This window comes from Arsukibacterium sp. (assembly GCF_033722355.1).
Lineage (GTDB): Bacteria > Pseudomonadota > Gammaproteobacteria > Enterobacterales > Alteromonadaceae > Alishewanella.
Window position 1 is genome coordinate 1 of the sequence record NZ_JAWVZF010000024.1, and the last position, 24,390, is coordinate 24,390.

Here is a 24,390-nt window from a genome sequence, read left to right on the forward strand (position 1 = left end):
CAGGGCGATAATCGGCGTTTGCGGATTTAACTGCATAAATTCAGCAAGACGCATATCCCGGGTTTCACCATGAAATCCCTCCGGTTTATAGTCGCTGTAATGCGGGTTTAATTGTAGTGGTAATAGATTAAGTGCCTCAAATGAAGCGGGTTCAACAATCGGCATATCATTGGTGGTACGAATAGTCGCGCCGGCGATATTGGAGCCTGCGCTCCAGCCAATATAGGGAATGCCGCTGGTTACGCGTTGCCTGATCAGTTGGACAATTTCCTTCTGATACAACATATTAAGCAGCTGAAAGGTATTGCCGCCGCCTACTGCTATCGCCTGCGCCTCTGCAATCGCCTGCTGCGGATCGTCACACTGATGTAAGCCCTTAACTTTAACCGATAGCGGCTCTAGCGCTCTGGCAACCTGTTGCAGATAGTCATCATAATTAATCGTCACTCCGGCGTAAGGGATAAATAGCAGCTCGTTAATGCCTTGCAGATGCGTTTTAAGCCAGGCCATATAGAGTGCCAGATAGTCGCTGTTTTGAGCACGTGAGCTGCTGAGTAACAATAATTGCATAAGAACCTCTTATTTTAAGCTGTTGTAGCGGTTGGCTATTGTAGCGAACTACACACAGTCAAACATGTTTTCTTACACTTTAGCCGACAAAATAGCGGTTTGCTTAATTTGAAATTCAGCTTGCTGCCCATATATTAGTGACAGTTAAGTCACTGAGGTAAGGGTATATGAAAAGAGTTTTGCTGTTTCTGGCAACAAACCTGGCGGTCATTCTGGTACTGAGTATTGTCCTGAATATCGTCTTCAGCTTTTTAGGAATTGATCACAGCAGTATTGGCGGCTTGCTGGTATTTGCCGCCATCTTTGGCTTTGGTGGCTCGTTTATTTCATTAGCAATATCGAAATGGATGGCTAAACGCTCAACAGGTGCGGTGGTCATTACCCAGCCACGAAATGCGACCGAGCAATGGCTGATTAATACCGTGGCCCGCCAGGCAACAAAGGCCGGAATAGGCATGCCGGAAGTGGCGATTTATGACTCGCCGGAAATGAACGCCTTTGCCACCGGTATGAACAGAAATAATGCGCTGGTGGCGGTAAGTACTGGCTTGTTGCGAAACATGAAACAGGAAGAAGTGGAGGCGGTACTTGCTCACGAAGTGTCTCATGTCGCCAACGGCGATATGGTAACCCTGACGCTGATCCAGGGTGTGGTAAATACCTTTGTTATTTTCTTCGCACGCCTGATTGCCGGAGCTATTCGTAACAACAACCAGCAACTGGGTACGTTTGCCTATTTTGGGATTGTTATTGTGCTGGAAATTGTCTTTGGTTTTCTGGCCAGCATTATTGTTATGTGGTTCTCACGTCAGCGTGAGTACCGGGCAGATGCCGGCGCGGCGCGTTTGGAAGGACCAGACAAAATGATTGCCGCACTTGAGCGTTTAAAGTATAACCACGAAAGCCGGCTGGAAGGCAGTATGATGGCATTTGGGATCTCCGGTAAGAAAAATAACTCTGAATTACTGTTAACCCATCCGCCTCTTGAAAAACGGATTGAGGCGTTGCGCAGCAGCCGGGAATTTTAAATGTAATAACGGTATGAAAACCTGATATTGCCCCCTTTAGAAGCCCCGTTGTCCGGGGCTTTTTATTAATGGTATTACGCTGCTGAATAACCGCTATTAAACCGGCTTACAAGGCAAGAGACTAAAATTTTGCTAAGGTACAACACTGATTTACTCATTATCCGGAGAGACTATGTTAGCCGCCCCGCAATTTGCCGCTTTTAATCCACCACGTCGTATTCTGATGGGCCCGGGGCCGTCAGATGTTCATCCACAGGTACTGGCAGCGCAGGCGAGGCCAACGGTAGGCCATTTGGATCCGCTTTTTCTGGCGATGATGGATGAACTGAAACAGCTGTTACAATATGCGTTTCAAACCAGTAACGCGATGACGATAGCAGTATCTGCGCCGGGATCAGCCGGAATGGAGACCTGCTTTGTTAACCTGGTAGAGCCTGGTGAAAAAGTGATTATTTGTCGCAATGGCGTATTTGGCGACCGGATGCGTCAGAATGTCGAGCGCTGTGGCGGTATAGCGGTTTGCGTTGACAATGCCTGGGGTGAGCCAGTCAGCCCAGCGAACGTGGAGCAGGCCTTGCGAGCTCATCCTGATGCCCGGTTTCTGGCATTTGTTCATGCAGAAACGTCGACCGGTGCGCTGAGTGATGCCCGAACGCTGTGCGCATTAGCCCGCCAATACGATTGTTTATCTATTGTTGATGCGGTGACGTCTCTGGGAGGAGTGGAACTGCGGGTTGATGAGTGGGGCATTGATGCGATTTATGCCGGCAGTCAGAAATGTTTATCCTGTGTCCCGGGGCTGTCACCGGTGTCGTTCTCCGAACAGGCGGTTGAGAAAATTCAGCAGCGTAAAAGCCCGGTGCAAAGCTGGTTTTTAGATCAAAGTCTGGTAATGGGCTACTGGAGTGGCAGTGGTAAACGTAGCTATCATCATACAGCACCGGTCAACAGCTTATATGCGTTACATGAAGCTCTGCGTTTGCTGGCCGCAGAAGGGTTGGAGCAGGCGTGGCAGCGTCACCGGACTATGCATAATATACTGGCGGATGGTTTAACTAATCTTGGCCTTAAGTTTGTTGTAGCAGCGCCATACCGATTGCCGCAGTTAAACAGTATTTATATCCCGGCAGGAGTAAATGATGCCGCGCTGCGCAGTGCGTTACTGAGTGAATATAATCTGGAAATCGGGGCAGGTCTTGGTGAACTGGCGGGTAAAGCCTGGCGTGTAGGACTAATGGGTTACGGTGCCCGGCGTGAAAATGTCGCTTTGTGTATTCAGGCCCTCACTGAACAACTGTCTTTGCGCTGACAGCAAAGCTCTGGATATGGTAAATATCTGCAAAAAGAACTGCCAATATCTATCGATAACAGCTATCTTGAAACGGTAAATCACCCAGAGGATGTATGCTATGCCGGTAACAGCTGAGCTTAATGCTGAGATAAAAATTCTGAATTTATATAATCTCGACTCCCAGATGGAAGGCTTAAAAGTACATAAAGATGCGGATAGTGAAACCCGGGCCGCGATTGCCCGTCTGCATCAGAAAGGCCTGCTGACCCAAAGCGATGGTGGCTACCTGACTGATTTAGGTGTGCATTGCGCCGAGCATATTCAAATTGCGTTGCGTATTTTAACTACCCGGTAAGTTGAAGCCGGTCTGATTAATCAGGCCGGTTCAGCTTTTTCAAGCGGGCAGCATGCTGTTTTAAATATTGCTGCAGTTGCAATAATGCCTGCGGGTCATCGGCAAACAGGGCCCGCTGATATAAGCTATCTACTGTATCGAGCAAGGCTGCATCTTCCGGGTTGTATTTTTGCAGCGTGTGAATGAACTGGCTGATATGCTGGCTTCCCGTTTTATGCTGCAGCAACTTGTCGAAATATTGGTGAATTAACATGACCGGCGCGGCATATTTCGCTGGCCGACGCCGATAACAAGCCAGCCACCATAACCCAACAGCGAGCAGCAGTAACGCCGCTGTAACTGCCAGCAACTTGCCGGCTGCTTTGATTTGCTGCCACAAATTATGCTGTTGGTTGTCGTCAAATCCCAGAACCCATACTGACCAGTAATAATCCAGATGCATTAATTGCTGACTCAGATAGTTAATTGCAGAGAAGCGGAGCCATGTTGCCTGCAATTGCTGTTGTTCATCAGCAGATAACACGGCATCCAGTCCGGCCAGTACCCGCTCAGGGGCAATAACCGCAGTCGGATCGAAGCGTTGCCAGGCACCATTATCATAATATTCAACCCAGGCATGTGCTTCACGTTGTCGTACTTCGAGATATTGTTGCTCCTGATGCCAGACGCCCCCCTGATAACCGCCAACAACTCGGGCCGGCACACCTGCCTCGCGCAATAGTACTGCGGTGGCTGAGGCATAATGGCTGCAAAAACCGGTGCGGCTGTCAAATAAAAAAGCATCAATACTGTTGGTGCCGAGGGAAGGCGGATTTAAGCTGTAATAAAATGGCTGCTGGCGAAACAGGATGCTGATTTGCTCGATTAATGCCGCTGTTGAGCCGGCACGGGCGGCAAGTTCGGCTGCCAGCACTTTAGTTTGTGGATTAGCAGTAGTGGTGCGGCTGTTAAGCTGTTGCTCCAGAACGGTATCTGACGGCAACGGTGTTAAGATACTGCTTAACTGATAACTCAGGCGTTGATTTACCGGGCGGCGGGCTTCCACCAGATAGGCTGCTGTAGGGCGCACAGCACTGGCGTACGCCACTGGTAAACCCAGAGCAAATAAACTGCGCTGATTACTGACTTCTGCAATAATCTGATAGCTTAGGAGCTGGCCGCTAGCAGGGTTATCTGACTGCGGATTAAAAGGCTGGTGACGCTCAAACCGCTGGTTAACTGTCCAGCTGCGGCCATCAAAATCTTCATACACCTTTGCCCGCCAGTATAATTGCTGACGAGGTGGCATGGTGTCAGTGAAAATCGCCCGAAACGCCAGTTTGTCGCTTTGTACCAGGTTTTCGATACTGCCTGGATCAAGAGTATCTGCCAGGCCGGTCACCGCGGCCTCAGCCGTTGGGAGCCGCCACAGGGGCTGTAAGCGTGGAAATAATAAAAACAGTGAGAGCCAGACCGGCAGGGTGATCAGCACAGCTTTGGTAAATTGCAGTAGCTGCAGTTGATGTTGCTTACTGGCATAAAGCCGGTAATGGCAGTACAGGGTAAACACGAGCAGGGCCAGAATAAATAAACTGATTATCATACTCTGGTAGAAAATAAAGCAGCAGGCCAACAGGAAATATAACACCCACAGCAGCTGATGACTGTCATGTCGCTGGCGGATCAACACCAGCCGGCTGGCAGCCGATAACAGCAATATTTGTAACATGAAATGAAACACGCCGCTTTGTCTGATACTGATAAGCAGTAGCAGCAAAATAACCGCGGCGATAATGTTAATACGCGCCAGTTTATTTATCTTATTATTTTGCTGTAACGGCCAGCGATAAAGCAGCAGCCCCAGTAAAACAGCGCTGTACCAAAGGGGCAGGGCCTGATGCAACAACACGATTATCGCAACCAGAATAACGTAAAACGACAGGATTGTCTGGCGACTTAACAGGATTAGCATAGGGCTAACTCCCGCAGACAGCGTTCAAGATGTTGTTGCCCACAGGATGGACTGATATTTTTATCTTTAATCCGCAGACCATAAGGTTTACTGCGCTGTTCAAGTTGCAACATCAGATAACAGGCTTTGGATAACACCTGCTCAAGCGCCGCGCCACTAAGTGGTGGAATGCTAATCCAGTCCGGATCAGGTTGCGGATTGCCGTTCGCCTGTTTAATAACCGGATTGTCAGGATCCCGGGCCAGCCGCTTCCAAAGCATCAGTTTAAGACTGTCACCGGCCTGATAATGCCTGATGGTATCGTAGTCCTGATGGCTCTGTTGTCTGGAGCCGTGGTTATCAATGCTTGTTACCGCGATTTCTGTTGCAAGTGGTTTTGGGAACACCCAGTAGTGATAATCCAGGTTAAGCAGGCTTTTGCAGTTAAATAAGCCAAACGGATAATTACTTTGTAATGTTAATCGGGGTAAAGGCAGGTAACCCCGCTGCACCGTCAGTAACGGTACCATTAACGGTTGACGATTGTCTTCAGATATCGTGTGGCCATCCGCGGCGTTAAAATAGCATTGCAGTTGCTGCCGGGGCTGTTCACTTTGTATGGCGACCGGCACCATTAATGTTTCTTCAGCATAAGCAGTTAAAACCGGTGCACAGCTTATTGTCAGCCCGTGTAAATTGCGCCAGGCCAGAGCCAGCGCTAACAGTAACACTGCGACTAGTATATAGCTCATTAATAGAATTAAATTGTTTTGATAATTTGTGCCAAGCAGGTATAACAAAATCAGCAACAGTATGTACCAGAGCCCGAAACGGCTTGGCAGAATATAAATAATCTTCTGGCTGAGAGTGACCTGCCGGGCTTTAGGTTGACGGCTGTCAAGCCACTTATCAAACAACAGTTGCAGCTGGCGTTTGATATTTTTCATAGCGGACAATCGGTTTGTTCCAACAGGATCTGGCTAAGATTGTGACTGGCCGCGCTTGAGCGCGGATCAAGCCGATGCTCAGCAACAGATGGAAATACCCGTTGCACATCATCAGCAGTGGTAAAGTCTCTGCCAGCGAGCAGAGCATGAGCTTTACTTGAACGCAGTAAAGCTTTTGACGCCCGGGGAGATAAGGGCAGCATATCATTGCGGTTGCGACTGGCATCAACCAGACTGAGCAGATAATCTATCACGGCATCCGTCACTTTAACGGCGCTCAGCTGCAGTTGCAGACTTTTAAGGGTGTAACTGTCCAGTTGTTGGGTTAAAAACTGCAGTCTTGAACCTTTGCTATCATCGACAAGCAGCTGATGCTCAGCGGCTCGCTCTGGAAAACCTAATGATAACCGCATTAAAAAGCGGTCCAGCTGTGACTCAGGCAACGCTGATGTACCCGCGTGAAACAGCGGGTTCTGGGTCGCGATAACGAAAAATGGGCTTGGCAATGGTCGGGTTTCTCCGTCTGTCGTAACCTGACGTTCTTCCATTGCTTCTAACAAGGCACTCTGGGTTTTCGGGCTGGCCCGGTTTATTTCATCGGCGAGTAATACCTGAGAGAACACAGGGCCAGGTTGAAAATGAAATTGCTGTGACCGGGCATCATAAATGCTGATACCGGTTAAATCGGCTGGCAGCAAATCACTGGTAAATTGCACCCGCCGGTAACTCAGTCCCAGACTGTTTGCTAAAGCATGAGCAAGCGTTGTTTTGCCAAGACCCGGTAAGTCTTCCAGCAATAAATGGCCTTCGGCCAGCAAGCAACATAGCGCCAGACGTATTTGCTGTTGTTTGCCGAGAATCACCTGATTAAGACTGTGTTCGACTTGATGTAATTGCGCTAACACGCCATCTCCTTACTGCTGATACCAGCAAGCGGCTACTGCCACTTACCCGGGGGGACTGAAAATGTTGTTTCAGTAACAAATAACATGGCCAGCATCTCTATACTAGCTGCTTTGACGCGGGGATCAATAAAAGTGACAGAGCGCCGATCAGGCCTGTCTGGCAACGGCAGGCTGATTTTCAATTATCTGGTTGGATTGCTGCAACCAACGCAGCAATTCAACTCTGTTGCGAGCCTGGGTTTTTCTGAAAATTGCTGACAGATGGGCTTTAACCGTATGTGCACTGATATTCAAGATGGCAGCAATTTCTTTATTGCGTGCGCCCTCAGCAACCAGACCAATGATTCGTTTCTCTTGCTTAGTCAGTTGGGCATTGGCGGTTGCCACATCCGGATTTAATTTCCTGGGTTTATTAATCAGCAGATCTACAACGTCTGACATCACTGTCCGGGAGTAATAAAGCTGGCCTGCCATCAGTGTTTTCAGGGCTGTCAGAACGCGATCCAATTGCTCATCGCGGTAAATCAGTCCGCGTAAGCCGCTGTGCACAGCCATGGCCGGGTCGATAAGGGCGCGTTCAGCCTGAAAAATAAACACCGGATAGCGCTGCATCAACTGGGCGAGTTCACCTGTTATGCCTTTTTTTGTAAGAAAGTGACTGTTAAACTGGCAGCCTACCAACACCCCTGACTTAACCGGTAGTTGCATAAAGTCATGGTTGTTACATTGCTGTACTTTTATACCAACTGATTGCGCTAACATGGTGGTATTATGCAACTGCTGGCGCTCTGTGAGTATTATCAGTCTGGAAAACCGTTCCATTGTTTTCACCTCCAAACGACTTTAGTCTGAACCTTTGACTAATACGACTTTGGATATACTGTACTGCGTGGCGACGAATTGCAACTAATGATAATTAGCAGATAAAAATAATAACGGGGCAGTCTGGCTGGTTCTGCAGCTAATGTTTAGTGTTGGGAATTACAATTAACAGAGAAAATGAACACCAGGGAAATGTCATGCGTGCAAAAAGAGTATTAATTGTCTGTCTTGGTAATATTTGTCGTTCACCAACAGCACACGCTGTTCTTGAACATAAAGCCAGGTTACACAATGTGAATATTGAAATTGACTCAGCGGGTACCAGTGCGTCACACAAGGGTGAACGACCCGACAATCGCAGTGTAAAAGCCGCCAGCGCCAGAGGTTATCAATTTAACGGCCTTTATTCCCGTCCTGTTGCCGACCATGATTTTGATGATTTTGATCTTATTCTGGCAATGGATAATGACAATCTGACCGAGTTAAAACGACGTTGCCCGCCGGAGCACGCTCACAAACTCAGACTTTTCCTGTCCTTTCATCCAGACTATCCTGCATTAAGCGAGGTACCTGATCCATACTACAGTGGTAGCAAAGGTTTCGAGTTAGTACTTGATTTAATTGAACATGCCTGCGACAAGTTATTGGTGGCGCCGGTGCTGACAGACTCTTAGGCTGTTTTAAGCTTATGCCGTTATTAGCTTGGTTAGTGCGAAAAACTCTGAGAACAAGATTGAATTTACGTCCGGAAGTCTATAACTTTGCAAATGTCGTTTTATTACATCGTATAGGATTATCATTGTGACCAACTGGACGCCAGATAGCTGGCGAGCGCTGCCCATTCAACAACAACCGTCGTATCAGAACCAGCAGCTTTTAAAGCAAGTTGAACAGCAGCTTCATCGTTATCCACCGCTGGTGTTTGCTCAGGAAACCCGGGATCTGCATGCTCAGTTAGGTCAGGTTGCAAAAGGCGAAGGCTTTTTGTTGCAAGGCGGCGATTGTGCAGAGAGTTTTAACGATTTTAATGCGCCAAAAATTCGCGATACCTTTAAGGTCTTACTGCAGATGGCGGTGGTGCTGACCTATGCCGGCGGCTTGCCGGTGGTAAAAGTCGCCAGAATGGCAGGGCAATATGCCAAGCCGCGATCCAGTGATCTTGAAACGATAAACGGTGTCACGCTGCCCAGCTACCGTGGTGATATTGTTAACAGTTTTGAATTTACCGAAACGGCCCGTGAGCCAGATCCAAACCGGCTGATAACGGCTTATCATCATTCTGCTGCGACCCTGAATCTGCTCAGAGCGTTTGCGCAGGGCGGACTTGCTGATTTACACCAGGTTAGTAAATGGAATATGGGATTTGTCGAGTCGAACCCGTTAAAAGACAGATACCAGAATGTCGCACAGCGGATCCAGGAAGCCCTGCGCTTTATGGAAATTTGTGGTATCACCGCCCAGAATTCCCCGTCTATCCGGGAAACGCAACTTTTTACATCGCATGAAGCGCTACTGCTCAACTATGAAGAAGCCTTAACCCGGCGCGATTCACTGACCGGTGACTGGTATGATTGTTCTGCTCATATGGTATGGATTGGCGAGCGGACCCGCCAGTTAGATCATGCTCATCTGGAGTTTTTCCGGGGAATTCATAACCCTGTCGGGGTAAAAGTTGGACCGGGAATGGAGCCGGATGAGTTAATCAGACTGATTGATGCGCTGAATCCGAATAATACCGCTGGCAGATTAACGCTGATTACCCGGATGGGCGCGGATAAGCTGGCGGATAAGTTACCGGCCTTAGTGCGCAAGGTTAAAGCAGAAGGGCGGACGGTAGTCTGGAGTTCTGATCCGATGCATGGCAATACGGTTAAGGCCAGTAATGATTTTAAAACCCGTGATTTTGAAGCAATTTTAAGAGAAATCCGAAATTTCTTTGCGGTACACAAAGCCGAAGGCACCCATGCAGGAGGTATTCATCTGGAGATGACTGGGGAGCATGTTACTGAATGCACCGGCGGGGCCTATGGCTTAAGTGAGCATGATTTAAGCAAACGCTATTATACCCAATGTGATCCACGGTTAAATGCTGATCAGGTGTTGGAACTTGCTTTTTTGATTGCTGATACACTCAGTGCTAATCGTAAGTAAAAGCACAGATCCGCTTATAAGTTGTTGGTCGAACAGGCCTCTTTGGCCTGTTCGTTAATATTTGTGCCGCTTTAATCCGGTTTTGGCAATGATTTTCGCTGAAATTTCTTCTATCGACAAATGAGTAGAGTTCAGAAAAGGGATCTGCTCCCGGCGATATAATGCCTCGACTTCATTTAATTCTAATGTGCATTGCCGGATAGACGCATAGCGGCTGTCCGGCCGGCGTTGCTGGCGGATTTGACTGAGCCGCTCAGCCGTTATACTCAGACCAAATAACTTATCTTTGTTACGCATCAGCTCGGCTGGCAATCGCAATCTTTCCATATCCTCTTCTACAAACGGATAATTAGCCGCTTTAATACCATATTGCAGTGCCAGATACAGACTGGTAGGGGTTTTCCCAGAGCGGCTTACGCCGATCAGAATAATGTCTGCCTGGTCGAAATTCTTCATGTTGGCGCCATCGTCATTAGCCAGAGCGAAATTCACCGCATCAATTCTGAAATCATAAGTTTTTTCATGCATGCTGTGGGTGCGATGGGTCTTAGGTACAGGTGCGATGCCCAGTTCGCGTTGAATGGGTTCAACAAAGCTATTAAGAAAGTCATAACAAATACCATTGCTGCTGTTAATTATGTGTCTTAAATTATCGTCAACGAATGTCTGAAAAATAAGCGGCTTTACTCCTGTTGTTTTATACCGATCATTAATCCGATTTTTTACCTGTTCCGCCATATCGGCTGTCTCTACAAAAGGAATAGTAATGTGTTCGAATTGTGCCGGGAATAGCGTCAGTAACGCATGGCCAAATACCTCAGCGGTAATAGCTGTACCATCAGAAATATAAAAAGCGGTTCGCACGGTAAACTCCGATTTGTTGTTATTAAATTACATGAAAATTAAGGTTTTAAATAAGTTCAGCCAGAGTGTAAAATCAGTGTGCCTTGTAATGCTAACGGTAAGCTTACACGCCCTACGACAAAAAATGGAGACAAACTGTGCAAGAATTTGTGATTTGGTATGAAAAACTGGGTATGCACGATGTGGATCGGGTAGGGGGTAAAAATGCTTCCCTCGGCGAAATGATCAGTAACCTGGCTAATGCCGGGGTGCAGGTGCCCGGTGGTTTTGCCACCACAGCTGAGGCCTTCAATCAGTTTCTTGAGCAAAGCGGAGTAAATGAGCGTATTTACCAGTTGCTGGATGGCCTGGATGTCGATGACGTGACAGCGCTGAGTAAAGCCGGAGCCAAAATCCGGCAATGGGTGATTGAGACGCCTTTTCAACCTGAACTGGAGCAGGCTATTCGGGAAGCTTACCAGCAGTTACATTCCGATCCAGCCCATGATGTTTCCTTTGCTGTCCGCTCTTCGGCAACAGCTGAAGATATGCCCGACGCGTCTTTCGCCGGACAGCAGGAAACGTTTTTAAATGTCCGCGGCTATGATGCTGTTATTACAGCTATTAAACATGTTTTTGCCTCATTATTTAATGACCGGGCCATTTCATATCGGGTGCATCAGGGCTACGACCACCGGGGGGTGGCATTGTCGGCGGGCGTGCAGAAAATGGTTCGCTCTGATATTGCCTCTTCCGGTGTTATGTTCAGTATTGATACTGAATCAGGTTTCGAAGACGTCGTATTTATTACTTCTTCCTATGGTTTGGGTGAGATGGTTGTTCAGGGCGCGGTTAATCCTGATGAGTTTTATGTCCATAAACCGACCCTCGCAGCCGGCCGGCCCGCGGTTGTTAAGCGCAACATCGGCAGCAAAAAAGTTGAAATGGTTTACTCGGCCGAGCAAAGCCACGGCAAACAGGTAAAAATTATTGATGTAGACAGTAGCCGCAGTCAGCAGTTTTCGTTAACCGATGCCGAAGTGGAAGAACTGGCTAAACAGGCCGTGATTATTGCTGACCATTATGGCAGGCCCATGGATATAGAATGGGCAAAAGATGGCAATGATGGCAAGCTGTACATTGTTCAGGCGCGCCCGGAAACAGTGAAAAGTCGCGAAGACAGCAACAGCATGGAGCGTTTTCAGTTGCAGGGCACCGCTGCGGTACTGGTAGAAGGCAGGGCGATTGGCCAGCGAATTGGCAGTGGCACCGCAAAGGTACTTAAAGGCATTGAACAGATGGATCAGATTATGCCAGGCGATGTACTGGTAACCGATATGACTGATCCTGACTGGGAACCCATTATGAAACGGGCCTCAGCCATTGTTACCAACCGGGGAGGGCGTACCTGCCATGCCGCCATTATCGCCAGAGAATTGGGAATACCGGCTGTCGTTGGTTGTGGTGATGCGACCAGCAAAATTAAGACAGGGCAGCAGGTTACGGTTTCCTGTGCTGAAGGTGATACCGGCTTTATTTATGATGGCAAGCTGGAATATAAAGTGCTTAGCAGCCGGATAGATCAGATGCCAGCGCTTGATCTGAAAATTATGATGAATGTCGGTAATCCTGAACGGGCATTTTCCTTTGCCAAATTACCTCATGCTGGTATCGGCCTTGCCCGGCTTGAATTTATTATCAACAGAATGATTGGTGTGCATCCCAAAGCTTTACTGAATTTTGATAAGCAAACCCCTGAGCTGCAAGCAACTATCAGTGACATGATTGCCGGTTATGCCAACCCGGTGGAATTTTACATTGCAAAATTAACAGAGGGCATTGCCACACTGGCCTGTGCTTTTGCACCACAAAAAGTTATCGTCCGGATGTCTGATTTTAAATCGAACGAATATGCTAACCTGGTCGGCGGGCGGCAGTACGAGCCCCATGAGGAAAACCCAATGATTGGCTTTCGGGGCGCATCGCGTTATATCTCTGAAGATTTCCGGGACTGTTTTGCACTGGAAGTTGAAGCGTTAAAACGTGTGCGTAATACGATGGGGTTCACTAATGTCGAAGTTATGATCCCGTTTGTCCGTACTTTACAGGAGGCCGCGGCAGTGATCGATTTGCTGGCTGAACACGGACTAAAGCGCGGCGAAAATGGTCTGCGGGTCATTATGATGTGTGAGTTGCCGTCTAATGCGTTACTGGCAGAAGAGTTTTTAGAGTATTTTGATGGTTTCTCTATTGGTTCCAATGATTTAACTCAGTTAACACTGGGCCTTGATCGAGACAGTGGTTTGATTGCACATTTATTTGATGAGCGTAATCCAGCGATTTACAAGTTGCTGGAGATGGCTATTAAAACCTGTAAAGCCAAAGGCAAATATATTGGTATTTGCGGTCAGGGACCTTCAGACCATGAAGACTTTGCGGGCTGGCTGATGCAGCAAGGTATCGACAGTGTATCGTTAAACCCGGATACGGTGCTGGAAACCTGGCTATATCTGGCAGAAAAGTTTGGCAAACATTAATGTGTACTGTTACAAAGCCCCGCAATGCGGGGCTTTTTTTTGGCTGAGTTTCGTTTAAAGCAGCTTGATATAAAAAATTCGTACAAAAAACCATTAAACAATTGCTGCAGATGGCTGCAGACATAGCTATTAGCGGCTTGTTATGGCAAATTACTGACAAATTAAACTAAAAAACCGACAACAATAATTACAGGGGACGCTCATGGAAGCCTTGGTCAGCACCGTCAATAGTATTATCTGGAGCCCGGCACTGATATTTCTGTGTCTTGGCGCAGGTTTGTTTTACTCCATCATCACCCGTTTTGCCCAGGTCAGACATTTTAAAGAAATGTGTAAGCTGCTGTTCAGTGGCAATGAATCAGATAAAGGTATTTCATCGTTTCAGGCATTGGCAGTGTCATTATCAGGCCGGGTGGGTGTGGGTAATATCGCCGGGGTTGCTGCTGCTATCGGTTTTGGTGGCCCGGGCGCTGTATTCTGGATGTGGGTAGTGGCATTTCTAGGGGCCAGCACCGCTTATGCAGAATCCACTTTAGGCCAGGTGTATAAGGTTGAAGAAGACGGCCAATATCGCGGTGGTCCTGCCTACTATTTTGAGCGGTGTCTGGGCCAGAAATGGTTAGCGGTGTTATTTGCACTGTCAGCCATCATTGCCTGTGGTGTCTTTCTGCCTGGTGTGCAGGCCAATGCGGTGGGTAATGCTTTTACCCAGGTTTTTGGTGAAGGCACCATGGTGGTTACCAGTTTTGGCGAGGTGGCGAGTTTAAAGCTGGTGGCATTAGCGATTATTCTGATTGTCCTTGCCTTTATTATTTTCGGCGGTATCAGACGCATTGCCCACTTTACGCAAATTGTCGTGCCGTTTATGGCGCTGGGCTATATCGTGATGGCGTTAATCGTGGTGTTTCTGAATCTGGATAAAGTCCCCGGCATTTTCAGCCTAATTATCTCTGACGCCTTTACTGCACAGGCCGGCATGGGGGCAGCAATTGGTTGGGGGGTTAAACGCGGGATTTATTCTAACGAGGCCGGTCAGGGCACAGGTCCGCATGCAGCAGCTGCGGCAGAAGTGGATCACCCGGCACAACAAGGTCTGGTGCAGGCATTCTCGGTTTATGTTGATACCTTATTTGTTTGTACTGCTACAGCGTTAATGATTCTGATCACTTCCCAGTATAATATTCAAACTGAAGATTTTAATGCCGCAACGGGTGCCGGCACCATGATCCTGCAAAATATCGATGCGGCGACAGAAGTGGCTTCACCGGCCTTTACTCAAATGGCCTTGAATAATGTCTTTGGTCAGTTTGGCCAGGCTTTTGTCGGCATTGCTATTTTCTTTTTTGCCTTCACGACTATCCTGGCGTACTACTACATTGCAGAAACAAACGTCTCGTATTTAAATCGTTATTTTAAAGGCAAGATCCCTCTGGTACTGGTCAAAATTATCATCATGGCCATGGTTGCTTACGGCACGGTAAACAGCTCAGGCTATATCTGGGGAATTGGTGATATTGGTGTCGGCTTGATGGCCTGGATTAATATTCTGGGTATTCTGGCTATTTTCTTTGTCGCCAAGCCGGCTATCTTATGTCTGCGGGATTATGAAGAACAAAAAAGAGCCGGTGGGCCTATTGTGTTTGATCCGGTGAAACTGGGCATAAAAAATGCCACATTCTGGGAAAAGCGGCTGGTCAAACAACAGAAACAGCAATCGTAACTTGATTATGGGTAACAGCCCGGCATCACTGCCGGGTTTTTTATAGCCCAGTCAGGCTGCTATGCTGTCGTTAACTTTGCTTCATCGTTACTGTTGCACCATACTAAAGATAATAGCAATGAATGTTCTGAGCAGAGGAGATAGATGATGCTGACAACCAAATTTTTCCAAGGTGCCCTGACCATCCTGTTAGCCGGCTGTTTGCTGCTGGTAGGCTGTGAGCGTGAACGGCAAAGTCTTGAAGCACAAACAGATGAAGCCGGCCTGGCAATAAAAAGTGAAGACGGGACCGGTGATGACGTCGATATTACCCATGCCGTTCATACTGCACTCAGAGCAGAGCAGCGTTTGGCTAACTTAAATATTCTGGTAGAAACCAGTAAAGGTGATGTCAGGTTGCATGGTGAAGTGGCGACACAAGCCCAGCGCGAGCTGGCAGAAAACATTGCTGCAGCAACACCCGGCGTCCATGCCGTAAATAATGATTTAGAGGTTATCGGAACGCCGCCGCAATAGTTGACGCGGCGTTTGGCTAATTAATCTATCCCGATAAACCCGCCTGTCTGATGGGCCCATAATTGTGCATAAATGCCGCCGGCGGCAACCAGTTCATTATGGGTGCCTTGCTCGGCGATATTACCATTGTCCAGCACAATAAGCCGGTCCATCTGGGCGATGGTTGATAAGCGGTGGGCAATAGCAATAACGGTTTTGCCTGCCATTAACGTATTTAAGCTGGCCTGAATAGCTGCTTCGACTTCTGAATCAAGAGCCGAAGTTGCTTCGTCAAGAATTAAAATAGGGGCGTTTTTTAACAGCACTCTGGCAATGGCAATGCGCTGGCGCTGTCCCCCTGACAGTTTGACACCGCGCTCACCAACCTGAGCATCAAGGCCTTTATTACCTTTGGGATCAGTCAAATCATCGATAAAATCGCTGGCTTCAGCTTGCTCTGCTGCTAACAGTAGCTCGGCTTCAGTCGCATCAGGTTTTCCATAAGCAATATTTTCCCGAACAGAGCGGTGTAGCAAAGAAGTATCCTGCGTTACCATAGCAATGTGCTGGCGCAGACTCTCCTGACTGACAGTGCTGATATCCTGACCATCAATCAGTATTTTACCCTGTTCGACATCATAAAAGCGCAACAGCAGATTCACCAGCGTCGATTTGCCGGCTCCGGAGCGACCAACCAGCCCGACTTTTTCACCGGGATGAATGACAAGATTAAGGTTATTCAGCACTGCGGCTTTGCCACCTTCTGCTACCGTTTTGCCATAATTAAAACTGACTGCGTTAAATTCAATTTTGCCAGCAGGCACGCTTAACTTGCCGGCACCAATCTTGTCGGTCACCGCAATAGGCCGGGAAAGGGTAGCGATACCGTCGGCAACAGTGCCAATGTTTTCAAACAAGGCGCTGACTTCCCACATAATCCACTGAGCCATACCATTTAAACGCAGTGCCAGACTGATAGCGATGGCAATAGCCCCTACAGTAATGGCACTGCCAGCCCACAGGTATAAAGACAAGGCAGCAACACTGAACACCAGAATATAATTCAGGCTTTGTACAGATACGCTCAGACCGGTGGCCAGCCGCATTTGCTGATAAACGGGTTGCAGAAAAACATCCATACTGTCCCTGGCATAGCGCTCTTCACGATTGGTATGAGAGAATAACTTAATAGTGGTAATGTTGGTGTAGCTATCGACTATCCGGCCGGTCATCTCAGAGCGTGCATCAGCCTGCGCGGTTGATACTTTTTTCAGCCTGGGGACAAAATAAAACTGCAGGCCAATATAAAATAACAGCCAGATTAGCATTGGTATAATCAGTCGCAAGTCTGCGTCTGCTACAAAAAACAACATTGCCCCGAAATACACCAGCACATAGACCATAACGTCGAGTAATTTCATTACGGTTTCCCGTACAGACAAGGCAGTTTGCATAACTTTAGTGGCAATCCTGCCGGCAAAGTCGTTCTGATAAAAGCTGACACTCTGGCGAAGCAGGTAACGGTGGGCCAGCCAGCGAATTGACATCGGATAGTTACCTAATAATGTCTGATGTACTATCGCTGAGTGTATAAACGTCATCAGTGGCAGTAATATCAGGGTCACGATTGCCATGCCTATTAAGGTATGACGTTCATCAATAAAGAAATTTTCCGGATCCTTTGCAACCAGCCAGTCGACGAGCTGTCCCATAAAACTAAACAGTGATACTTCAAGAATGGCCAGTAACCCTGAGGATAGTGACATTAACAATAAAGAACCTTCCATGCCCTTAGTGTAATGACGACAAAACGCCAGTAAACCACGTGGTGGCTGGCCAGGCTCTGTTGCCGGAAAAGGTCTGGTCAGTCGTTCAAAAAAACCTAACATAGAGAATCCTGAATACAAATAGAAAAAAACGCTCGCTAGTGTAGCCGATTTTACCGATCCGGAGCAGGTTTATCCCTGAATTGTCAGCAGACAACAGACCATTCAGAATGACGTTATTCACTCAAATTGTTATATTGTATCAAAATATTACTGTAGCCACGTCAATCCAGCCTGTTATAATCTGCGTAATTGTTCACTTATTTTGACCAAGCTCAGGCCCGATGTGTTCTAGCTGCTGTGCCTTTAAAGCTGAGATGTAAAATGACCATTAAACTTGTTACGTCCACTGTATTACCGACACCTTTTGCTGAGTTCAGGCTACATGGCTTTCTGGCTGATAACGGTAAAGAGCATGTTGCGCTGACCCTCGGGGATGTTACAACCGGCGAACCGGTTTTAGCCAGAGTCCATTCTGAATGTTTAACCGGAGATGCCCTGTTCAGTCTGCGCTGCGATTGCGGGCCACAGTTAGAAGCCGCCATGCGAAAAATTGCTGATCTGGGCCGGGGTTGTATTTTATATTTGCGGCAGGAAGGCCGTGGTATTGGCTTGATCAATAAAATCAGGGCGTATGCAGAGCAGGATAAAGGGCTTGATACGGTAGAAGCGAATGAAATCTTGGGTTTTCTGCCCGATATGCGGGAGTACGATATCGCGGCACAAATGTTTGAGCAGCTGGGCGTAAGACAAATACGCCTACTGACCAATAATCCAAGAAAATTAAAAGCACTGACTGAGGTTGGCGTAAACATACTGGAACGGGTACAGCATCGGGTTAAGACCACGGCGCACAGTCATCGCTATCTGGCAACCAAAGCTGCTAAAATGGGCCATATGGAGTGAGCTGCTGTTTATGATCCCAAAACTTACTCCTGAGTTAGCGCTGGACCCCAGCATCATCGCATTTAACAAAGCGTTGCTCGCTGCCGGCTTTGGCGGCGATATTGAAACCAGCTACGGTAGCCGTCTGGCCGTGGCAACCGATAACAGTATTTATCAGGCGTTGCCCCAGGCCGTATTATTGCCAAAATCCACTGATGATGTAGTTATCCTGACCTCGCTGGCACAAACCTCCAGTTTTTCCCATATTAAGTTCAGTCCCCGTGGTGGGGGTACCGGTACCAACGGCCAAGCACTTACTGAACATGTGGTGGTCGACTTATCCCGCTATATGCGTGGTATTCTTGAAATTAATGTTGAGCAGCGCTGGGTAAGGGTCCAGGCCGGTGTCATCAAAGATCAGCTGAATGCATTTTTAAAACCCTATGGTTTTTTCTTTGCGCCGGATCTTTCTACCTCAAACCGGGCCACTATTGGCGGCATGATTAATACCGACGCATCCGGACAGGGTTCTCTGGTGTATGGCAAAACCAGCGATCATGTACTGGCATTAAAAACGGTACTTGTTGATGGCAATGTTTTAAAAAGCCATAAAATGGCCACTTTTGAAGCTGAACACCGTGCTGAAATGCCTAATAGCATTGGTCGGATTTATCGCCAGGTGCTGGATAGCTGTCGCCAGTTCAGACCGCAAATTCTTGACAAGTTTCCGCGCTTAAATCGTTTCTTAACCGGCTATGATTTAGAGCATGTATTTAATGACGATTTAACTGAATTTGATTTATCCAGAATTATTACCGGCTCGGAAGGTTCTCTGGGTTTCGTCACTGAAGCTAAATTAAATATTACTCCGATTGCCCGCTTTAAATGTCTGCTTAATGTCAAATATGACAGTTTCGAAAGTGCCCTCAGACACGCCCCTTTCCTGGTGGCGGCTGAGGCCACCTCTGTGGAGACGGTTGACAGCAAAGTATTGAACCTGGCCCGCAATGATATTATCTGGCATCAGGTTAAAGAATTAATTACTGACGTGCCTGGTGCTTCGATGCAAGGCCTGAATATGGTCGAATACAACAGTGAGGATCAGGCAGAAATTGAGCAGAAAATTGCTTCTCTGACAGCGAAATTAGACGCTGCCATGCGTTCTAAAGCAGATGGTATCATTGGTTACCAGTTAACGTACGACAGTGCTGCTATCAGTAATATTTATGCCATGCGTAAAAAAGCGGTAGGGTTGCTCGGGAATACCCCGGGTGCACAAAAACCAATTGCTTTTGCTGAAGATACCGCCGTGCCACCTGAAAACCTGGCTGATTTTATTATGGAATTCAGGGCTTTATTGGATGGGTATGGCTTACACTACGGCATGTTCGGTCATGTCGATGCCGGAGTACTACATGTCAGACCGGCTTTGGATTTATGTGATCCTGATCAGGAAAAATTGCTAAGGACCATATCAGACCAGGTAGTGGCGCTAACCGCTAAATATGGCGGTTTGATGTGGGGTGAACACGGCAAAGGTTACCGCAGCGAATATGGCCCTGCATTTTTTGGAGACGAACTGTTTACCGAGCTTCGTAAAATAAAAGCGGCCTTTGATCCGCGCAACAGGGTTAATCCCGGGAAAATTTGTACGCCCTATGCCAGCAATGAACAGCTGGTATCTGTTGATGGCCAGAAAAGAGCCTGGTTTGACCGACAGATACCGGTATCAGTGAAAACCAGTTTTGACAGCAGTATAAACTGTAATGGCAATGGTCTGTGTTTTAACTATGACGAAAGCTCGCCAATGTGTCCGTCCAGTAAGGTAACCAAAGATCGCCGCCACAGTCCGAAGGGCCGGGCAGGGCTGATGCGTGAGTGGTTGCGCCTGAACCAGTTGCAAGGCGCAGATATTTTAGCCAGCGAACAGCAGTTGCTTGAACACGCGTCTGGATTTCGTTCACTATGGCCAAAAATCAGAAATACCCTAGCGAAACAGCAAGGTGAGCCAGACTTTTCGCATGAAGTGCTGGAAGCGATGGAAGGGTGTCTGGCATGTAAAGCCTGTGCCAGCCAGTGTCCGGTTAAAGTAGACGTACCGTCTTTTCGTTCCCGGTTTTTGCAGCTGTACCATAGTCGTTATTTAAGACCGGCAAAAGATTATATTGTCGCTAATATTGAACGGACCGCCCCGTTGCTGGCAAAAGCCCCCGCGCTGGTTAATTTTGTGCTAAGACGCAAAGTGACAGCGGCCATCCTGAAAAAGACAGTCGGTTATGTTGATACGCCGTTGTTATCGGTACCGACGCTTGCCGGGCTTACCGCTGAGAAATATCGGTTTGATCTGCCAGCATTACATCAGTTATCGGCAGCCGATAAAGCCAAAACAGTATTGCTGGTTCAGGATCCTTTCACCAGCTTTTACGAGGCGGAATTGGTGGCTGATGCTTTAAAACTGATTGAAAAAATTGGATTTAATCCAGTGCTATTACCCTTTGTGCCCAATGGCAAACCAGAGCATGTAAAAGGCTTTTTGCGAAAATTCGCCAAAACAGCGGCAACTGCAGCGTCGTTCTTTAACCAGCTTAGGCAACTTAATATACCCATGCTGGGGCTCGATGCGTCTTTAGTGCTGGTCTACCGTGATGAGTATACCAAAGCACTCGCTGATAAACGGGGAGATTTTCAGGTTCAACTGTTGCATGAGTGGCTGGTTCATCAGTCAGTGCCGAAGACAGCGAATACCGCTGATTACGCGCTGCTGGCGCATTGCACTGAAAAAACTGCGTTGCCGGCAGCAGAAAAAGCCTGGCAGCAAATTTTCAGTCAGGCCGGGCTAAATCTTAATCCGGTTGCGGTCGGGTGTTGCGGTATGGCAGGGACCTACGGTCATGAAGCTCAGAATCTTGAAAACAGCAAAATGTTATTTGATATGAGTTGGCGTAAGCCAGTCGAGCAATTTGGCGTTGACCATATTCTGGTAACCGGGTTTTCGTGTCGCAGCCAGGTAAAGCGCTTAGCAGGGCGTAAGCCGCTACATCCTTTACAGGCTTTGCTGCAACGACTTTAAGCATAATAAAAAAGCCCGCAAACAACGGGCTTTTTGTTTAACTGTTAACCGACGGCCGGTTAGAAACGGTATACACCTTTCAGGTAGTAGTAACCACCATTGATGCCCATCGGCGATGTTTCATAATATTTAGCACCGAAAGCATTATTAGGTAAACCAACGGCACTTAAATCAAGTACTTCAGGATCGGTGTCAAAAATGTTCTGGGCGCCGACTGAGACTGAGAAGCTATCATTGATAAAATAACTCAGCTCTGCGTCAAAGGTCACTTTTGCTGAAGCAGTTACTTCTGTACCTGGCTCACCAGGGACACCAATCCAGTCAACATGCACACCCTGATATTCGCCATAATAGTTTGTCCTGACAAATACCGACCAATCATCATACCGCTGATTCCAGCTTAACGTTGCGCGGTGATTTGGCAAGTCGTTTTCAAGCCGTGATACTTTATCCAGGCCGGTGATTGCAGTGGCACTATCAACCTCGGTGTCGTTCCAGTTATAGGCCAGGTTAAAGCTGGCGCGACCATTTAACAAGTCAGTGGAGTAACTGGCAACAAAGTCAATACCTTGTGTTGTGGTGTCAAAATCATTGGTAAAGAAACTAACCTGCTGAATAGAATCAACATTCTTAACGCCAGCGGCTTTTAACGCTTCGCGGTTGGCATCAGTTAAGTTAATTTTACTGGATTGGCTGATACGATCATCAACATCAATCCGGTAGTAATCCAGTGTCATAAAAATCTCTGAACCGGAATAAACCACGCCAACTGCATAACTGGTCGATTCTTCAGGCTCCAATTCTCTGCCGCCAAGTTCCAGCGATACCGGGTTAGTAGGGGGTAATAACGCGGAGTCTACCAGTAAACCTGATGACAGATTTGTCTGAACGTTACTGACATTCGCCTGACCGACGGTAGGCGCCCTGAAGCCGGTACTGTGTGAGCCACGAAGCGCCCAGTCATCAGTCAGCCGGTATTGACCGGTCACTTTGTAATTTAAGGTGGTGCCAAAGGTGTCATAGTCCTCAAAACGTAAAGCAAAACCCATTAAGAATGCTTCAGTAAATTCCGCTTCAATATCGGTATATAAAGCATAGTTTCTGCGGGTTGACACGCCGGCATCTTCTGGTTTAAAGCCCGGAAAGCCATTAGAGCCAATACTAAAGCCCTGGTCGACAAATTCGCCGACCTGGAAAGATGCCAGATCGCCGGCCACCACTTCAAAAGACTCTTCGGTCCACTGCGCTCCGAAAGCCACGGTTAAGTCCTCGTATATTCCTGCCGGTACAAATTTTACAAAATCCGCAGTAAACATTTTTTCCAGCTGAATATACTTACCCGGATTAAATTCAGTGGGGGTATCCAGGCCCAGCGAAGCATTAATGGTATTGGTCATTTTATAAGTAGACTCATTACGGCCAACGGTACCGCTAAAGTCATACATGATGCCTTTCAGCCAACCTTCTTTAAACTCGCCTTTGGTTCCCGCAGTTAATGCTGTATCGGTGATATTACCGCCAAACGTTGGGGTAAATCCGCCAGGGAACATAGAAAAGAAAGTGAAACAGTTGTCTGGTAACGCATTGACGGCTGAATTAACAGCATTAAACGGCAGGTTGTTACCACTACCATCAGTTAGATTGATTGTCGGACAGGCACCCGCTGAGAAGTCAGTGTTACCAATCAACAATGTCTGACCTTCATCATTTGAGAATACCCCGCCACGGTTAAACGGGTTACGGTAATAGAAACCACCGGTTACATCCCGCTCTGAATAATTACCAAACAGGTAAGCTTCTCCGCCATTGCCAAGATCTAAACCGGCATTAACAAATATAGAAATATCATCGTCGATTTCAGGGGAACCCCACACCTGAGTAAGCGGAGCAATATGCGGATTACCCTCTAAAGCAAAAGCCTGGGCGTCCGGACGCTGGACACTGCGACTGGTTGCATTGACATTTTTATACTGGAAACTGGTGTTAATAAAACCCGCATCTGTTAACGGCAAGCCAATATTACCGGCGAATTCAGTGCTGGTGCCGTCACCTTCATAATACTCACCGGTTTTCACTTCAAAACTACCACCACTATCGGCGTCTTTTAAAACAAAGTTTACAACCCCGGCAATAGCGTCAGAGCCATATTGGGCAGCGGCGCCGTCACGTAATATTTCTACCTGTTTTATCGCGATACCCGGGATAACAGAAACATCTGGTCCCTGGGCACCATCATTAATACCACCGCCTAAAAACGCGATAACAGATGATCTGTGCCGGCGTTTGCCGTTAGTCAGTATTAAAGTACTGTCTGCAGGCAGACCCCTTAAATTCATTGGTCTTATTAACGTTGCTGCATCGCTTATCGGATTTGCATGAACGTTCAGAGACGGGACAGTGGTACTTATCATGTTAAGCATATCGGTGCTGCCGTTTTTCATCAGCTCATCGCCACCGATAATATCAACCGGTACAGGTGAGTCGGCAATAGAGCGGGGCGCTGAGCGGCTACCGACCACGGCAATTTTTTCGATATTCTGCTCTTTGGCAGCCGTTTCACTATCTTCCTGAGCGATTGCTGTGCCACTTACTATACCTAACGCAAACGAGGTTGCTATGGCATACTTAATAGCATGCGCAACCGGATGATAATTATTGTTGAATTTCATAGTGTTTTCCTGGATTATTTTTTTGATTATCGCTAGATAACGCTTATTCAGCAGAAGCGCTGTTTTAACCATATTTTAAAATCCTGCTGCTGTCCATCGCAGTTTTAGGGTTGTTGGTCGAAAAAATGGGAACTGAGGATTGCAAAAGTCAGCTGCAGACCAGCTAAAGTGGGGGGAGATGAATAAAATAGTCACAATGCAACCAGCACATTTTGCTGAAATCGTCGCACTGGCGAATCAGGTTCACGGAGATAATTACCTTGATCTGAAAAGCTTAACGCAATTATATCCCCGTGGTATTAAACATGGGATAAATGCTGGTTTTGTTGCCCTGGCTGATGAAAAG

The 24,390-nt window shown here is 47.4% G+C and carries 18 protein-coding genes; 10 read left to right on the forward strand and 8 right to left on the reverse strand.

Annotation, left to right across the window (positions count from 1 at the left end; all coding sequences use genetic code 11):
- Positions 1–570, reverse strand: a 570-nt coding sequence (pepE, locus tag R3177_RS04445) for a dipeptidase PepE (RefSeq protein WP_318969831.1), incomplete at its 3' end; no start/stop codon positions are given.
- Positions 571–737: 167 nt separating this feature from the next.
- Here pepE and htpX point away from each other — a divergent pair.
- The 3 genes from htpX (at position 738) to R3177_RS04460 (ending at position 3,244) form a co-directional block, all read left to right on the forward strand.
- The gene (gene htpX / locus R3177_RS04450) at positions 738–1,598 is read left to right on the forward strand and encodes a protease HtpX (RefSeq protein ID WP_318969832.1); all 861 of its coding nucleotides are present in this window, start codon (positions 738–740) and stop codon (positions 1,596–1,598) included.
- Positions 1,599–1,821: 223 nt separating this feature from the next.
- Positions 1,822–2,907: an alanine--glyoxylate aminotransferase family protein gene (locus R3177_RS04455; protein WP_318969847.1), complete on the forward strand. Its 1,086-nt coding sequence runs from the start codon at positions 1,822–1,824 to the stop codon at positions 2,905–2,907.
- Between the two features lie 100 nt (positions 2,908–3,007).
- Positions 3,008–3,244 (forward strand): TIGR02647 family protein, encoded by a 237-nt coding sequence (locus tag R3177_RS04460; protein WP_318969833.1) that lies wholly within the window; start codon positions 3,008–3,010, stop codon positions 3,242–3,244.
- 16 nt (positions 3,245–3,260) lie between these two features.
- Here R3177_RS04460 and R3177_RS04465 read toward each other — a convergent pair whose 3' ends face one another.
- The 4 genes from R3177_RS04465 to R3177_RS04480 form a co-directional block, all read right to left on the reverse strand.
- Entirely contained in the window at positions 3,261–5,195 is a 1,935-nt protein-coding gene (locus tag R3177_RS04465; RefSeq protein WP_318969834.1) for a DUF3488 and transglutaminase-like domain-containing protein, read from the reverse strand.
- Positions 5,189–6,121: a DUF58 domain-containing protein gene (locus R3177_RS04470; RefSeq protein ID WP_318969835.1), complete on the reverse strand. Its 933-nt coding sequence runs from the start codon at positions 6,119–6,121 to the stop codon at positions 5,189–5,191. The genes R3177_RS04465 and R3177_RS04470 overlap by 7 nt, the downstream gene beginning before the upstream one ends.
- Complete coding sequence (locus R3177_RS04475) at positions 6,118–7,026, reverse strand: MoxR family ATPase (protein WP_318969836.1); 909 nt, start codon at positions 7,024–7,026, stop codon at positions 6,118–6,120. The genes R3177_RS04470 and R3177_RS04475 overlap by 4 nt, the downstream gene beginning before the upstream one ends.
- 147 nt (positions 7,027–7,173) lie before the next feature.
- Entirely contained in the window at positions 7,174–7,848 is a 675-nt protein-coding gene (locus R3177_RS04480; protein ID WP_318969837.1) for a response regulator transcription factor, read from the reverse strand.
- 197 nt (positions 7,849–8,045) lie between these two features.
- On the opposite strand from R3177_RS04480, the gene R3177_RS04485 reads away from it, so the two are divergent.
- On the forward strand, positions 8,046–8,522 hold the full coding sequence (locus R3177_RS04485) for a low molecular weight protein-tyrosine-phosphatase (RefSeq protein WP_318969838.1): 477 nt from the start codon (positions 8,046–8,048) through the stop codon (positions 8,520–8,522).
- A 127-nt stretch (positions 8,523–8,649) separates the two neighbouring features.
- Positions 8,650–9,999, forward strand: a complete 1,350-nt coding sequence (locus R3177_RS04490) for a class II 3-deoxy-7-phosphoheptulonate synthase (protein ID WP_413229066.1) — start codon at positions 8,650–8,652, stop codon at positions 9,997–9,999.
- Positions 10,000–10,053: 54 nt separating this feature from the next.
- On the opposite strand, the gene R3177_RS04495 is transcribed toward R3177_RS04490, so the two are convergent.
- The gene (locus R3177_RS04495) at positions 10,054–10,863 is read right to left on the reverse strand and encodes a pyruvate, water dikinase regulatory protein (RefSeq protein WP_318969839.1); all 810 of its coding nucleotides are present in this window, start codon (positions 10,861–10,863) and stop codon (positions 10,054–10,056) included.
- A 137-nt stretch (positions 10,864–11,000) separates the two neighbouring features.
- Here R3177_RS04495 and ppsA point away from each other — a divergent pair, with 137 nt between their 5' ends.
- The 3 genes from ppsA (at position 11,001) to R3177_RS04510 (ending at position 15,615) form a co-directional block, all read left to right on the forward strand.
- Positions 11,001–13,379, forward strand: coding sequence for a phosphoenolpyruvate synthase (gene ppsA / locus R3177_RS04500; RefSeq protein ID WP_318969840.1), 2,379 nt, complete (start codon positions 11,001–11,003; stop codon positions 13,377–13,379).
- A 202-nt stretch (positions 13,380–13,581) separates the two neighbouring features.
- Complete coding sequence (locus R3177_RS04505) at positions 13,582–15,099, forward strand: alanine/glycine:cation symporter family protein (RefSeq protein ID WP_318969841.1); 1,518 nt, start codon at positions 13,582–13,584, stop codon at positions 15,097–15,099.
- A gap of 144 nt (positions 15,100–15,243) precedes the next feature.
- A complete protein-coding gene (locus R3177_RS04510) occupies positions 15,244–15,615 on the forward strand; it encodes a BON domain-containing protein (protein ID WP_318969842.1) in 372 nt (123 codons plus the stop codon).
- Positions 15,616–15,635: 20 nt separating this feature from the next.
- On the opposite strand, the gene R3177_RS04515 is transcribed toward R3177_RS04510, so the two are convergent.
- Positions 15,636–17,483: an ABC transporter ATP-binding protein gene (locus R3177_RS04515; protein ID WP_318969843.1), complete on the reverse strand. Its 1,848-nt coding sequence runs from the start codon at positions 17,481–17,483 to the stop codon at positions 15,636–15,638.
- 261 nt (positions 17,484–17,744) lie between these two features.
- On the opposite strand from R3177_RS04515, the gene ribA reads away from it, so the two are divergent.
- Together ribA and R3177_RS04525 are read left to right on the forward strand one after the other, a co-directional pair.
- Positions 17,745–18,326, forward strand: a complete 582-nt coding sequence (ribA, locus tag R3177_RS04520; RefSeq protein WP_318969844.1) for a GTP cyclohydrolase II — start codon at positions 17,745–17,747, stop codon at positions 18,324–18,326.
- A gap of 10 nt (positions 18,327–18,336) precedes the next feature.
- Positions 18,337–21,375: an FAD-binding and (Fe-S)-binding domain-containing protein gene (locus tag R3177_RS04525; protein ID WP_318969845.1), complete on the forward strand. Its 3,039-nt coding sequence runs from the start codon at positions 18,337–18,339 to the stop codon at positions 21,373–21,375.
- Between the two features lie 59 nt (positions 21,376–21,434).
- Here R3177_RS04525 and R3177_RS04530 read toward each other — a convergent pair whose 3' ends face one another.
- Positions 21,435–24,044, reverse strand: coding sequence for a TonB-dependent receptor plug domain-containing protein (locus R3177_RS04530; RefSeq protein WP_318969846.1), 2,610 nt, complete (start codon positions 24,042–24,044; stop codon positions 21,435–21,437).
- Positions 24,045–24,390 lie beyond the last annotated feature (346 nt).

What these genes read in the sequence shown, in the direction of transcription:
- R3177_RS04485 (WP_318969838.1), top strand. Translation starts at nt 8,046, where the DNA reads ATGCGTGCAAAAAGAGTATTAATTGTCTGTCTTGGTAATATTTGTCGT.
- R3177_RS04455 (WP_318969847.1), top strand. Translation starts at nt 1,822, where the DNA reads ATGGGCCCGGGGCCGTCAGATGTTCATCCACAGGTACTGGCAGCGCAG.
- R3177_RS04480 (WP_318969837.1), bottom strand. Translation starts at nt 7,848, where the DNA reads ATGGAACGGTTTTCCAGACTGATAATACTCACAGAGCGCCAGCAGTTG.
- R3177_RS04530 (WP_318969846.1), bottom strand. Translation starts at nt 24,044, where the DNA reads ATGAAATTCAACAATAATTATCATCCGGTTGCGCATGCTATTAAGTAT.
- R3177_RS04515 (WP_318969843.1), bottom strand. Translation starts at nt 17,483, where the DNA reads ATGTTAGGTTTTTTTGAACGACTGACCAGACCTTTTCCGGCAACAGAG.
- R3177_RS04505 (WP_318969841.1), top strand. Translation starts at nt 13,582, where the DNA reads ATGGAAGCCTTGGTCAGCACCGTCAATAGTATTATCTGGAGCCCGGCA.
- R3177_RS04460 (WP_318969833.1), top strand. Translation starts at nt 3,008, where the DNA reads ATGCCGGTAACAGCTGAGCTTAATGCTGAGATAAAAATTCTGAATTTA.
- htpX (WP_318969832.1), top strand. Translation starts at nt 738, where the DNA reads ATGAAAAGAGTTTTGCTGTTTCTGGCAACAAACCTGGCGGTCATTCTG.
- R3177_RS04465 (WP_318969834.1), bottom strand. Translation starts at nt 5,195, where the DNA reads ATGCTAATCCTGTTAAGTCGCCAGACAATCCTGTCGTTTTACGTTATT.
- R3177_RS04525 (WP_318969845.1), top strand. Translation starts at nt 18,337, where the DNA reads ATGATCCCAAAACTTACTCCTGAGTTAGCGCTGGACCCCAGCATCATC.
- ribA (WP_318969844.1), top strand. Translation starts at nt 17,745, where the DNA reads ATGACCATTAAACTTGTTACGTCCACTGTATTACCGACACCTTTTGCT.
- R3177_RS04470 (WP_318969835.1), bottom strand. Translation starts at nt 6,121, where the DNA reads ATGAAAAATATCAAACGCCAGCTGCAACTGTTGTTTGATAAGTGGCTT.
- R3177_RS04510 (WP_318969842.1), top strand. Translation starts at nt 15,244, where the DNA reads ATGATGCTGACAACCAAATTTTTCCAAGGTGCCCTGACCATCCTGTTA.